This is a genomic window from Streptomyces sp. ICC4, assembly GCF_003287915.1.
Taxonomy (GTDB): Bacteria; Actinomycetota; Actinomycetes; order Streptomycetales; family Streptomycetaceae; genus Streptomyces; species Streptomyces tritrimontium.
Window position 1 is genome coordinate 5,534,165 of the sequence record NZ_CP030286.1, and the last position, 13,397, is coordinate 5,547,561.

The window sequence follows — 13,397 nt, forward strand, 5'->3', positions numbered from 1 at the left end:
GGGCGGGCAACCCCCGAACGGAGGACCCCCGCGCCCCGGCGGCTTCGCGCCTTCCGCGTCCGGGGTCTGACCAGGGCTTCCCACCTCACCCCTTGATCGCTACCCTACGTGTCGGTAACGAGCCGGGGAGGTCCGCTCCGGCGGGCCGCGCGCAGGGTGGGGACACGACGACATGACCGGGCAGAGCCACGTGCCGACCGAGGGCCACAGCCGCGCCGACGGGCCGGAAGGCCACAGTCGGCGGTCCTTCCTCACGTACCTCGTCGCGGCGCCGACGCTCGCCCTCGTCACCCGCGCCGGGGCCGACGTGCTGGCCCCGCAGCCCGCCCACGCCGTGATCCCGACGCTGCCCGCCATCGCCGACCTGCTGGACCTCGGCGACCTGTTCATCCTGGCGGGCGCCCCCACCTCCGCGCTGCTCGCGCTCGCCGTCGACGCCGACGGGACCATCCGCTTCCGGCTGCCGCGCGAGGAGGTCGGCCAGGGCCTGACCACCGCGGTGGCGATGCTCGTCGCCGAGGAACTCGACGCGCCCCTGGCCGGCGTACGGATCGAACTCGACGACGCCCGTCCCGAGCTGCTCTTCAACCAGCTCACCGGCTCCTCCAACTCCATCCGCTCCCTCTACGGACCGGTCCGCCAGTGCGCCGCCACCGCCCGGGCCCGCCTCGTCGCGGCCGCCGCCCGGCGCTGGAGCCTGCCGGTGTCCTCCCTCACCACCGCGAACGGCGCCGTCCGCGCCCCCGACGGCCGCACCGCCGGCTACGGCTCGCTCGCCGTGGCCGCCGCGGACCCCGCCCTGATCGTCCTCGGCGCCGCCCCCAAGCCGCCGGCGAAGCACGCGCTCGTGGGCAAGCCCACCAGCCGGATCGACGCCCGCGCCATGGTCACCGGCGCCCTGCGCTACACCGTCGACCTCGACGTGCCCGGCGCCAAGCCCTGTGTGGTGCGCCGTCCGCCGACCCTCGGCGGCAGCGTCCGCGGCGTCGCCAACCTCACCGCGGTCAAGGCCATGCCGGGCGTGCTGCACGTGGTCACCGTCGCCACCGGCGTGGCGGTCGTCGCCGAGACCTTCGGCCAGGCCCTCGACGCCAAGGCCGCCCTCCAGGTCACCTGGGGCCCGGGGCCCGCGGACCAGCTCTCCGACGCGCAGGTCCGTACGAAGCTGCGCGCCGCCACGCCGCCGCTGCTGGTGCCGCCGCTGCTGACCCCGTACGTGGACGCCGAGTTCGACTTCGCCTTCGTCAGCCACGCCCCGATGGAGACCAACTCCGCCGTCGCGGACGTGCGCGACGACCGCGCGGAGATCTGGTCCGGGCTCAAGTCCCCGATCGTGGCCCGCGAGACGATCGCCGCCGATCTCGGGCTGCCGCTCGACAAGGTCACCGTCCACGTGGTCCAGGCCGGCGGCTCCTTCGGCCGCAGGCTGTTCTTCGACGCCGCCCTGGAGGCGGCCCGGATCTCCAAGGCCTGCCGCCGCCCGGTCCGCCTGATGTGGACCCGCGTCGACGACACCCGGCACGGCCGGATGCGCCCCGCCACCCACCACAGGATCCGCGCCACCCACCTGCTCGGCGAGGTGCTCAGCTTCGAACACCGGGTCGCCGCCGCCGAGACCGACTTCCGGCACGGCCTCGGCGAGATCATCACCGCCACCGCCGCGAGCCTCCCGCTCGGCATCGGCAACGCCACCCTCGCCCAGACGCTGTTCCTCACCACGATCAAGTCCCCGTACCACTTCGGGCTCACCACCCAGGCGCTCACCGAGGTCCCGACCGGGGTGCCCACCGGTTCCTGGCGCTCGGTGTACTCGGCGAACACCCGGGGCGCCGAGGAGATCGTGGTCGACGAGCTGGCCCGCGCGACCGGCCGGGACCCGTACCAGTTCCGCCGGACCTTCCTGAAGACGGCCGCCCAGCGCGCCGTGCTCGACAAGGCCGCCTCCGAAGGGGGCTGGGGCCGCGCGATGCCGGCCGGGTGCGCCCAGGGCATCGCCTTCCACGAGGAGTACAAGTCCCGTACCGCCTGCCTGGTGGAGATCGACACCCGGGATCCGGAGCACATCCGCGTCACCAAGGCGGTCATCGCCGTCGACGTGGGCCTGCCCGTCAATCCGCGCGGTCTGGAGGCCCAGATGATCGGCGGCCTGACGGACGCCATCTCGACCACGCTGAGGGCCGGCCTGCACCTCGACAAGGGCCTCCCGCTGGAGGGCAGTTACAGCCAGTTCCACTGGGCGCAGCAGCGCGACACCCCGCAGGACGTACGGGTCTTCGTGCTGCCGGCGACCGGCACCGAGCCGGGCGGCGCCGGCGAGCTGGGCCTGCCCGCCGCCGTCGGCGCGATCGCCAACGCCTACGCCCGGGCCACCGGGACCAAGCCGCGCAGCTTCCCCCTCGACTTCGACGTCGACTTCACCCCCTACCCCCGCTAGTCCAGGAGCCGAGCCGTGCCCTCGCACACCTTCACCGTCAACGGGCAGAGCGTCACCGTGGACGCGCCCGACGATCTGCCCCTGCTGTGGGTGCTGCGCGACATGCTCGGCGTGCGCGGCCCCAAATACGGCTGCGGCGTGGACGTCTGCAAGGCCTGCACCAGCCACCTCGACGGTGCGGACGTCCGCCCCTGCGTGGTGCCGGTCTCCGCCTGCGCGGGGAAGTCGGTCACCACGATCGAGGGACTGGCGGACGGCGACGAGCTGCACCCCGTGCAGGAGGCCTGGCTCGAACAGGACGTCGCCCAGTGCGGTTTCTGCCAGCCCGGCCAGATCATGGCGGCCGTGGCCCTGCTGAAGCGGACGGCCACGCCCACGGACGAGGACATCGACGCGATCGCCAACATCTGCCGCTGCGGCACCTACTTCCGCATCCGGGAGGCGATCCGCAGCGCGGCCGCGAAGATGTAGCCGGTTCACCCCGTGACACAGGCCCGATAAAGGACAAAACAATACAGTTTTGGCTGATCATGCCTGAATGAGGCGTATCAATGCGAAACGCGTGCTGGTCGGCGAACCGCTCGACACCGCACGCCTGGGCGAGACCCTGCTGCCCAAACGGCTGGCGCTCCCGATCTTCTGCAGCGACCCGCTCTCCTCCGTGGCCTACGCCACGGAGGAGATCCTGCTGATCCTCGCCCTCGGCGGCGTCGCGCTGCTCCACCTCACCTGGTACGCGGCCGCCGCCATCTGCTTCCTGCTGGTCGTCGTCGTCGCCTCCTACCGGCAGACCTGCCACGCCTACCCGGGCGGCGGCGGCGCGTACATCGTCAGCTCCAAGAACCTCGGCGAGACCGCCGCCCTCACCGCCGCGAGCGCCCTGCTCGTCGACTACGTCATGACGGTCGCCGTCTCCGTGGTCTCCGGCGTCTCCGCCATCACCTCCGCCATCCCCTCCCTCACCGACCACGAAGTCGTCCTGTCAGTGGGATTCGTGGTCCTGCTGACCCTGATGAACCTGCGCGGCGTCCGGGAGTCGGGACGGGTCTTCGCCATCCCCACCTACGGCTTCGTGCTCGTCATCTACGTCATGTTCGGCGTGGCCGCCTACCGCCTCGCGACCGGCGACACCATCCGCGCCGAGTCCGCCGAACTGCCGATCCACGCGGAGGGCAACTACGTCGGCCTCGCCGTGGTACTGCTCGCCCTGCGGGCCTTCGCCTCCGGCTGTACCGCGCTGACGGGCGTCGAGGCGATCAGCAACGGCGTCCCCGCCTTCCAGAAGCCCAAGAGCAAGAACGCGGCGACCACGCTCGCCGCGATGGGCGCGCTCGCCGTCACCATGTTCGCCGGGATCACCGTCCTCGCCATGGCCTACAAGGTGCACGTGGCGGCGGACCCGACCGAGCTGGGACTGGCTCCGGGAACCCCGATGTCCACCGCGCTCGCGCAGATCGGCCGCGCCACCTTCGGCGACTGGCACGTCATGTTCTACCTGCTCCAGGCCGTCACGGCGGGCGTGCTCGTCCTCGCCGCGAACACCGCCTTCAACGGCTTCCCGATGCTCGCCTCGATCCTGGCCAAGGACCGGTACGTGCCCCGCCAGCTCTACAACCGGGGCGACCGGCTCGTCTACTCCAACGGCGTCGTCCTGCTGGCCTTCGCCGCCATCGCCCTCATCATCGCCTTCGACGCCCAGCTGACCCGCCTCATCCAGCTCTACATCATCGGCGTCTTCGTCTCCTTCACCCTCTCCCAGGCAGGCATGGTCCGGCACTGGAAGCAGGAACTGGCCTCGCCCGACACCCGGCAGGAGGAGCGGATCCACATCCACCGCCGGCGCGCCATCAACGCCGTCGGCGCCGTGATGACCTCCGTGGTCCTGATCATCGTCCTGCTCACCAAGTTCACCCACGGCGCCTGGCTCGTGGTCATCGCCATGCCGCTGCTCTTCCTCGGCATGAAGGGCGTGCGCCGCCACTACGACACCGTGGCGCGGGAGGTCGCCGTCGCCCCCGGGGTCAAACCGCGCAAGCCAGCACGCCACCACGTCGTCGTCCTCGTCGCCGCGGTCCACGCGCCGACGCTCAAGGCCCTCGGCTTCGCGATGGGGCTGCGGCCCGACACCCTGACGGCCGTCTCCGTCGCCGCCGACGAGGAGGACGCGGACCGGCTGCGGCAGGCCTGGGCGGAGCACGACCCGGGGATCCCGCTCAAGGTGCTGCACTCCCCGTACCGGGAAGTCGTCGGGCCGGTGCTCGCCTACGTGCAGGAGCAGGCGGCCGACGAGGGGACGGACATGCTGTCGGTGGTGATCCCGGAGTACGTGGTCGGGCACTGGTGGGAGCAGCCCCTGCACAACCAGAACGCGCTGCGGCTCAAGGCCCGGCTGCTGTTCACCCCCGGGGTCGCGGTCATCGACGTGCCGTATCTCCTGGAGTCCGCGAAGTCCGCTGCGCCGGAGGCACCGGAGGCGGAGCGGGCGTGGGGGTGACCGGGTGCCGGCTGACCGGGCGCTGGGTGACCGCCGTGTGGGCCAGCGCCAGTTCCACCACGTGAGACGGATCGGACAGGGAGCGGCCCGTGAGCTGCTCCAGGCGGCGCAGCCGGTTCGAGACGGTGTTGCGGTGGCAGTACAGCCGCTGCGCCGCGTACGTCGTCGAGCCCTGGCAGGCCAGCCAGGTCCCCAGGGTGTTCAGCAGCACCCGGCGGTCCTGCGGCGCCAGCGCCAGGACCGGACCCAGCACCACCCGGCGCAGCCGGTCCGCCAGTTCGGACTCGGCCGCGACCAGGGCCGCCGGGAGCCGCTCGTCCAGCAGGACGGTACCGGGGCCCTCGCCGGCGGGAGCCGCGCGCAGCGCGAGGACGGCCAGCCGGCGGGCGGCCGCCAGCTCGCCCGGCGCCGCCACCACCGGGCTCACCCCGGCGCGCACGCCGAGCGGGGCGAGCGCCTCCCGTACGGACTCCAGCGGGAGGTGGCCCAGGTCCACGAGCCCGGTCTCCCCATCGGCGCGGACCCGCCACAGCACCCGCGGAAGGCCGGCGGCGGGGTGCGCGTCCGCGCTCTCGCCGGGGCCGAGGACCACGACCGCGAAACGGCCGGGCTCCGCCAGCCCGAGCCGGTGCGCCGACTCCGCGGCCGTCTCCGGCGGAGCGGTGCCGTCGAAGAGGGTGTCGAGCAGGGAAGCCCGCAGCTCCCGCTCGCGCTCGCCGCGCCCGGTCTCGGCCCGGCGGTACGAGCCGGCCGCCGCGTCCGCCAGCCGGTCCACCACCTCCCACAGCGCGGGCGCCGCCGGCAGCAGCCGGGGCAGCGCCGCCGGGTCGTGCGCGGCCACGGCCTCGGTCAGGGTCTGCCACACCAGCCGGCCGCCGAGCCGGTACACGCGCAGCAGGGATTCGAGCGGCAGCCCCTGCCCGGCGCGGAGCGCGCCGTCGGCCCGGGCGTCGGCGAGATCGGGCGCGAGCCCGCGGGAGCCGCGGGCCAGGCCCTCGACGGCCTGGCGCAGGACGTGATGGATCCGGTCGCGCAGTTCGGCCCGCCCGAGCAGGGCGGCGTAGGCGGGTTCCTCGGTCGGCATCCGGTCGGCGAGCCGCTGCGCCGCGACGGCGACGCGGCGGTCCAGGTCCTCGCGTAACTCCTGTCCCTTCTCCCCATCTGACGCTGCCGCCGCTCTCCCCTGTCTTATTTCCGGGGGTGCCCGCTCCCGTTACAAAACATCTGCAACCGGGGTAGTCCGCCGGACGCGACAGAGGTGTATAAGACACAGCTTCCGTGCCGTACGGCCCGGCCCCCCGTTTCCCCCGTGGTCCGGGCCGTACGCGTCTGCCGGACCTGTGACTAAAGGCCCGGCCCGGACACGTGGTTGTCCATCGCCACGATGTCCTGGTCCGATACGTGGTTGTCGTTCGGCTTGTCCGACGGCTTGCCGAGCGGCTTGACCTCCGCGCCCGACGCTTGATCGCCCAACGGCTTGACGTCGACATCCGAGACGTGGTTGTCGAGCGGTCTGATGTCGCCATCGGTCGGCAGGATGTTCTCGTTCGTCGTCATCGGATCTCCTGATGGGTGGGTCGGGCCCGCTCGGCGATTCCCCCGAGGACCGCCGAACGGGTGGTCCTTCAGCCGACCCGGGTGCCCCCCGACACGTCGAGTCGATGAACCCCATCCTGTCGGACCGCGATAAACGAACGATGAACGTCTCGTTCAGCGCCCCGCGCAGGCCCGAACGGACCCCGGGCAGCCCCAACCGGACCCCGGGCAGCCCCGTACGGACCCGCTCAGGCGGCGATCTCCGCCGCCAACAGCGCCCGCACCTCGGCCAGTTCCGGAGACTTGAGCTGCGTGAACACCACCTCGGCGTCCCGCCAGCACACCCGGGCCCGGTCCCGCTGCCCCAACTGCCGCAGCGCCCGGCCCAGCACGGTCAGGACCGTGGCCCGGCGCCACTCGCCGCCGATGCCCCGCAGCGCGATGGCCTGCTCCGCGTGCGAGGCGGCCAGCGTCGGCCGGCGCGCGGCCAGGTGGACCTTGGCCAGCCGGAAGTGCGTCACGCCCTCCCACAGGGGCTGCCGGTTCTCGTGGAACAGCGAGAGCGCCTTGCTGAGCTGCGAGTGCGCCTCGGAGAGCCGGTCCGCCTTGGTGAGGGCGATGCCCAGCGCGTAGCGGCCGTTGGCCAGGCGCAGGGTGAGCCCCATCCGGTCGTAGATGGCGATGCCCTGCTGCGCCAGCTCTATGGCGCTGGACAGCCGGCCCTGCTCCACGTGGATGCGGGAGAGGTTGCACAGGGCGCTGGCCTCGCCGACGTAGTTGGCGTCGGCCCGGAAGTTCGAGATGGCCTCCAGCAGGTACCGCTCGCCGTCGCCGTAGCGGCCCTCGTAGATGGCGATGATGCCCCGGTCGTTGGGCGCCCAGCAGCTGGGCAGCAGGTCCCCGGCGGTACGGGCGAGCACCATGGCCCGGCTGGCCTCGGCATCGGCCTCGGCGAAGCGGCCCGCGACCAGGTGGGTGTTGGTGAGGGTGGTGCGGGCGCGCCCCTCGGCGTACGGGTCCCGCGCGGCCTCCGCGGCGTCGCGCAGCGCGATGGCGGCGGACTCGTACTGCTTGGAGTTGGCGCCCGACTCGGCGAGGTCCTTGGCCGCCCACAGCAGGTCCACGGCCCGGCGCAGCAGGTCGTGGCGCCCGGTCGTGCGTACGGCGGCCTGCCGCACGCACGCGAGCAGCGGGTCGGCCTCCGCGTACAGCCAGTCCTGGGCGGAGCGCGGCTCGGTGAAGACCAGCCCGGGGTGGCGGGTGGCGGAGAGGTGGGCGATCAGCCGGTCGCCGGGCCGCTCCAGGCCGTAGACCCCGGCGGCGGTGGCGAGGTAGAAGTCGAGCAGCCGGTCGAGGGCCGCGTCGCGCTCGCTGGGCGGCTGCTCGTCGCGCTCGGCGCAGGCACGCGCGTAGAGGCGTACGAGGTCGTGGAAGCGGTAGCGGCCGGGCGCGGCCGATTCGAGGAGGGAGCAGTCGACCAGGGCCTCCAGGAGGTCCTCGGTGGCGTGCTCCGGGTGGTCCAGTACGGCGGCTGCCGCGGCGAGCGAGATGTCCGGCCCGTCGGCGAGGCCGAGGAGGCGGAAGGCGCGCTGCTGCTGGGGTTCGAGCTGGCCGTAGCCGAGCTCGAAGGTGGCCTTGACGGCGAGGTCGCCGGCCTGGAGCTCGTCCAGGCGGCGGCGCTCGTCGGCGAGCTTGGCGGCGAGGACGGAGACGGTCCAGGTGCGGCGGGCGGCGAGCCGCGAGGCGGCGATGCGGATGGCGAGCGGCAGGAACCCGCAGGCGCCGACCACGTCGAGCGCGGCCTGGCGCTCCGCGCCGACCCGCTCGGCGCCGACGATCCGGGTGAACAGCTGCAGGGCCTCCTCGGGGCTCATCACGTCGAGGTCGACGAGGTGCGCCCCGGCGAGGCCCGCCATGCGGACCCGGCTGGTGACGAGGGCGGCGCAGCCCGCGGTGCCCGGGAGCAGCGGGCGGACCTGGGCGGCGTCGCGGGCGTTGTCGAGGAGGACGAGGACGCGGCGGCCGTCGAGGGTCGAGCGGTAGAGCGCGGCCCGTTCGGCGGGGGAGTCGGGGATCGAGGCGTCGGGGGTGCCGAGCGCGCGCAGGAAGGAGCCGAGGACGGCCTCGGGCTCGGCGGGGCGGGCCTCGGTGCCCTGGAGGTCGACGTAGAGCTGCCCGTCGGGGAAGTGCGGGCGGGCGGCGTGGGCGACGTGCACGGCGAGGGTGGTCTTGCCGACGCCGCCGATGCCGGCGAGCGCGGAGACGGCCATGACCTGGCCCTCGGCGCCGGCGAGGATCGCACCGAGTTCACCGACGAAGCTGGCGCGGCCCGTGAAGTCGGAGACGGTGGCTGGCAATTGGGCGGGCCTCACGTGGACGGGCGCGGCGGCCGGCGCCGGGTCTTCGGCGCGGGCGAGTTCGGCGTCGGCGCGCAGGATCCGCTGCTGGAGCTCGGCGAGTTCGGGGCGCGGGTCGACTCCGAGTTCGTCGGCGAGGAGCCGGCGGGTGTCGGCGTAGACGGCGAGGGCCTCGGCCTGGCGCCCGCTGCGGTAGAGGGCGAGCATCAGCAGCTCGCGCAGCCGCTCGCGCAGGGGGTGCGCGGCGGTGAGGGCGGTGAGCTCGGAGACGGCCTCGGCGTGGTGGCCGAGCTCCAGGTCGAGGTCGAGGCGGGTCTCCAGCAGTTGGAGGCGCCACTCGGCGAGCCGGGTGCGCTCGGTGTCGGCGTGCGGTCCGGGTACGCCGGCCAGCGGCTCGCCGTCCCACAGGTTCAGGGCGCGGGCCAGCAGCGTACGGGCGAGGGCGCGGTCGCCCTTCTCGGTGCGCGCGTTCTCGGCGTCGGCGGCGAGGGTGCGGGCGATGCCGAGGTCGAGGGCCTCGGGGTGGGGCAGGCGGATCGCGTAGCCGCCGGACTCGCTGACGAGGAGCCCGGGGGCGAGGATCTTGCGCAGGCGGGAGGCGTACGTACGGATGGTCGCGAGGGCCTGCTGCGGCGGGTCTTCGCCCCAGATGGAGTCGATGAGCTCGGGCGCGGTGGCGGTGCGGCCGTCGCGGAGCAGGAGCACGGCGAGCAGGGCGCGCTGCTGCGGGGTTCCGGAGGGCAGCGACTCGGCGCCGCGCCAGGCGCGGATGGGGCCGAGGACGGCGAAGCGGTTGCCGCCGGCGGTCCCGTTCTCGACCACTCCGGCACCGGCTCTGGCACTGGCGCGGGCGTGGGCGCTGGCAGCGGCGCGGGCACTGGCGCCGGCGTGGGCGCTGGCAGCGGCGCCGGCGTGGGCACTGGCACTGGCGCCGACGTGGGCACGGGCAGCGGCACTGGCATCGGTGCCGGCACTGGCTCCGGCACTGGCGCCGCCACTGGCTCCGGCCTCGGTGCCGGTTTCGGCCTCGGTCTCGGCCTCGGTCTCGGCCTCGGTTTCGACTCCGGTTCCCGCGGCGGCGTCACCGGTCTCGGGGTGGTTCCGCTGGTGCGGGATGGCCGGTGTGCCGTCCATCTGGTGTCCCCCCTGCCTTCCGTAGGTGTAAGGGTCAGTCTGCCCTGTGTTGCGCGTACACGTCAGTCCGTGGCGGACCCAGTCCTACCGGATCCAGAACCCGGCCCCTCCCAACTAGCTGACGGTTCGTCAGATTGGCGCTACCGTGAGGACATGGAGACCTTCCCGAAGATCATCTCGGTGGACGACCACACGGTTGAGCCCCCTCACGTCTGGCGGGACCGGCTCCCGTCCAAGTACCACGACGTCGGCCCCCGCGTCGTCCGCGCGCCCTTGAAGGAAATGACCTTCCTCGGAGGCAAGTTCGCCCCCGTCATGGGGGCCAAGGGCGACGACGGACCGATAGGCGACTGGTGGGTGTACGAGGACCTGCACCGACCCCTCACCCGCCTCGACACGGCCGTCGGCTACGACCGCGACGAGATCAAGCTCGAAGTCATCACGTACGAGCAGATGCGCCCGGGCTCCTTCTCGGTTCCCGACCGGCTCGCCGACATGGACGTCAACCACGTCCAGTCCGCCCTCTGCTTCCCGACCTTCCCGCGCTTCTGCGGCCAGACCTTCACCGAGGCCAAGGACCGCGAGCTCGGCCTGCTCGGCGTGCGCGCGTACAACGACTGGATGGTGGAGGAGTGGTGCGGCCCCGACGCGCGCGGCCGCCTCATCCCGCTCACCCTCGTCCCGCTCTGGGACGCCCGCCTCGCCGCCGCCGAGGTCCGCCGCAACGCGGCGCGCGGGGTCCGCGCGGTCGCCTTCTCGGAGATCCCGCCCCACCTCGGGCTCCCCTCCATCCACACGGACGACTGGGACCCCTTCCTGGAGGCGTGCAACGAGACCGGCACGGTCATCGCCATGCACATCGGCTCCTCCTCGCGCATGCCGTCCACCTCGGCGGACGCCCCGCCGGCCGTCGGCTCCACGATCACCTTCGCCAACTGCTGCTTCTCGATGGTGGACTGGCTGATGAGCGGCAAGTTCGAGCGCTTCCCGAACCTCAAGATCATGTACGCGGAGGGTCAGATCGGCTGGATCCCGTACATCCTGGAGCGCGCGAACGTGGTCTGGGAGGAGAACCGCGGCTGGGGCGGCGTCGCCGACAAGGTGCTGCGCCCGCCGTCCGAGCTCTTCGCCGAGCACGTCTTCGGCTGCTTCTTCGACGACGCCTTCGGCCTGAAGAATCTGGACTCGATCGGGGTCGGCAACGTCCTCTACGAGACGGACTACCCCCACTCGGACTCCACGTGGCCCAAGTCGAGGGAGGTCGGCGAGTCACAGATGGGCCACCTGGCGCCGGACGTGGTGGACCGCATCGTCCGCGGCAACGCGATCGACCTGCTGGGCCTGACCCCGGAGGGCCTCTGGCCGGGCGCGTGACCCGGGTCGCCCCGCACCGGATCCGGCCGCATCCGGGCCGCCCGCGCTCTGTTGGGCCGCACCCCGACCGGCAGCCCCCGGCCCAACCGCACGCAGGAGCGCCCCGACCGGCCAAGGCGGCCGGTCGGGGCTGTCGCGTACCGCCGGGGTGCTAGAGCAGCCGGATGTCGCAGAGGTGGACGGTGGACCCGTCGCCGAGGTGCTCCTCGACGACCTCGTGGATCCGGGCCATGGGCGGCCCGTAGTACCGCGCTTCGCCTTCGGCGGAGGTCCAGCTGCGATGGCCAACTGCGTTCCACGGCGACCGGACCGTCTCTCGCCGCGCCGGTACCTCGGTTCAGCGCGTCCAGCACGCGGCGCAGCGCGGCCTCCCGCGCTGGTGCGGGCGCTTTCACGCACGCGCCGAGCCCCCGCCGAGCCGCTCCGGCCCCCACCCTCTTCGGCGTCCCGCGTCGGCCGGCCGGGCCTCATCAGCTAGTTGTGCAGGACGCCGGTGCGGGCGGCGATGCCTCGGAGTTCGGGTGTGGTGCGCCCGGAGAGCAGCAGGCCGGAGACGAGGGATTTCACAGCTGGGCGGGCGTGCGTTTCCTGGGGGGCCCAGTACTCGGCCTGGAGGAGAGCGCGGATGCACTCGTCTCGCCGGCCCCATTGTGCGAAGGCCTTCGCGCGGTCGGTGAAGTAGAGCGCGCGCCGTTCCGTGGTGGGGAGAGCTTGGGGGGCGAGAGCATCTGCTGCGGCGATGGCGGCTGAGGGATCTCCGGCGGTGTTCTCCGCCGAGATCAGGTGGAGCTGGACGGTGGCCCAGCTGAACCCGCCGTTGGTGTCCCGGAGGTGGGTGACGGCGCCCAGGCTCTTGGCGATGGCGGTGGCTTCGCTGGTCAGCTCGCGCATTCCGGCTTGATCGCGTTGGTGGGCGACGGTGTAGGCGGCGCACTGGACCAGCAGACCTCGCTGAGCGGTCCCGGCGTTTCCGAGTTCGCGCAGGGCCGGGTCGTCTGCGGCGTTCAGGGCAAGGGCCAGGGCCTGATCGTGCCAGCCCGCTTTGCGGGCGAGGACGGCCTGCTGGCGGGCCGCTTCCGCGACCGCGACGTGCGCCCCGCCGACGGCGGCGAACTGCCGGGCGCGGTCGGCTGCCATCCAGCCGAGTTGCGGCTCGTCGAGCTTGATGAGGATGCGCGTCGCCAGGAGGTAGGCCTGCGCCAGCACGGGGAAGTTGTCACTGTCGCCAGCAGACCGGTGCCCGGCGGAAATCAGGCGTGGGAGCCGAAGGGCGAGGCTGGAGTACTGGCAGTCGTTGAAGTCGGCCGAGGCGCGGTGCAGTTCTGCCGCGAGGCGGTCCAGGGGCGTGTCGGGGGCGGTGCGGTCCAGTCCCAGCATCGCGTCGCGCAGACCGGCGACGAGCGTCTCGCCGAGCCGTGCCTCTTCGGTCTTGGCCGGGGTGGCGCCGGCGACAGGGGCGCCCATGGCGGCCGCCGCGGTGACCGCCAGGTTCGCGAGCAGCTGCCTTCGCGTGCGCACCGGGTCCTCTCCGTCTTCGCGCCCTGGGCTTCCCAGAGTAGGGGCGGGCAGGCTGGGATACGGCCCGGTTCGCTCACTGAGTGGATCCGGATCTGCACTCGTGGCCGGTGCGAGGCCGAGAGCCTGCGGTGGGATGCCGAGCACCCGGGCAAACCTCTGGAGCACGGAGACGTCCGTCATGGCGGACTTCCCGCGCTCCAGGCGGGATACCTGGGCGGCCGAGTAGCCGGTCAGCGACCCGAGCTCGGCCAGGGTCATGCCCTGGGTTCTACGCGTCCTGCGGACCACCTCGCCGGGTGTCGCCATGGGTGTCACCTGCGGCTTCCGAACTGCATCCATAACCCCGTCCCGGTGTAGCCGAGGCTGCGTGGGCCCCGCAGAGCAGGGGCTCGGCACGCGGCCGTCCGTACTTGCACGAGATGCAAACTCCTTGCAGCCCTATAGCTACGCACTGTTGTACCGCGTCCTGGTGCGGTGGTCTTGGACTTGCCGCGGTCCACCAGCACCGCGCACTCCCCCACCCAGTGAGCACGCCCAAGAAGGGACTTCT

Annotated in this window: 8 protein-coding genes; 4 read left to right on the top strand and 4 right to left on the bottom strand. The window is 72.9% G+C overall.

Annotation, left to right across the window (positions count from 1 at the left end):
* Positions 1–172: 172 nt before the first annotated feature.
* The 3 genes from DRB89_RS25800 to DRB89_RS25810 all read left to right on the top strand — a co-directional run bounded on the left by DRB89_RS25800 (position 173) and on the right by DRB89_RS25810 (position 4,928).
* Positions 173–2,434 carry a molybdopterin cofactor-binding domain-containing protein gene (locus DRB89_RS25800; protein WP_239516339.1) on the top strand — a complete coding sequence of 754 codons (2,262 nt, stop codon included), beginning with the start codon at positions 173–175 and terminating at the stop codon, positions 2,432–2,434.
* A gap of 15 nt (positions 2,435–2,449) precedes the next feature.
* Entirely contained in the window at positions 2,450–2,905 is a 456-nt protein-coding gene (locus DRB89_RS25805; protein WP_112450707.1) for a (2Fe-2S)-binding protein, read from the top strand.
* A 67-nt stretch (positions 2,906–2,972) separates the two neighbouring features.
* Complete coding sequence (locus tag DRB89_RS25810) at positions 2,973–4,928, top strand: APC family permease (RefSeq protein ID WP_112450708.1); 1,956 nt, start codon at positions 2,973–2,975, stop codon at positions 4,926–4,928.
* Here the strand turns inward: DRB89_RS25810 and DRB89_RS25815 are convergent.
* The 3 genes from DRB89_RS25815 to DRB89_RS25825 all read right to left on the bottom strand — a co-directional run bounded on the left by DRB89_RS25815 (position 4,849) and on the right by DRB89_RS25825 (position 9,955).
* Positions 4,849–6,012 carry a helix-turn-helix domain-containing protein gene (locus DRB89_RS25815; protein WP_112463433.1) on the bottom strand — a complete coding sequence of 388 codons (1,164 nt, stop codon included), beginning with the start codon at positions 6,010–6,012 and terminating at the stop codon, positions 4,849–4,851. The genes DRB89_RS25810 and DRB89_RS25815 overlap by 80 nt on opposite strands.
* Before the next feature lie 260 nt (positions 6,013–6,272).
* On the bottom strand, positions 6,273–6,485 hold the full coding sequence (locus DRB89_RS25820) for a hypothetical protein (RefSeq protein ID WP_112463434.1): 213 nt from the start codon (positions 6,483–6,485) through the stop codon (positions 6,273–6,275).
* A 227-nt stretch (positions 6,486–6,712) separates the two neighbouring features.
* On the bottom strand, positions 6,713–9,955 hold the full coding sequence (locus DRB89_RS25825; RefSeq protein WP_239516340.1) for a BTAD domain-containing putative transcriptional regulator: 3,243 nt from the start codon (positions 9,953–9,955) through the stop codon (positions 6,713–6,715).
* A 153-nt stretch (positions 9,956–10,108) separates the two neighbouring features.
* Here DRB89_RS25825 and DRB89_RS25830 point away from each other — a divergent pair, with 153 nt between their 5' ends.
* Positions 10,109–11,329 carry an amidohydrolase family protein gene (locus tag DRB89_RS25830; RefSeq protein WP_112450710.1) on the top strand — a complete coding sequence of 407 codons (1,221 nt, stop codon included), beginning with the start codon at positions 10,109–10,111 and terminating at the stop codon, positions 11,327–11,329.
* Between the two features lie 474 nt (positions 11,330–11,803).
* Here the strand turns inward: DRB89_RS25830 and DRB89_RS25835 are convergent, their stop codons facing one another.
* On the bottom strand, positions 11,804–13,153 hold the full coding sequence (locus DRB89_RS25835) for a helix-turn-helix transcriptional regulator (protein WP_112450711.1): 1,350 nt from the start codon (positions 13,151–13,153) through the stop codon (positions 11,804–11,806).
* Positions 13,154–13,397: the final 244 nt, after the last annotated feature.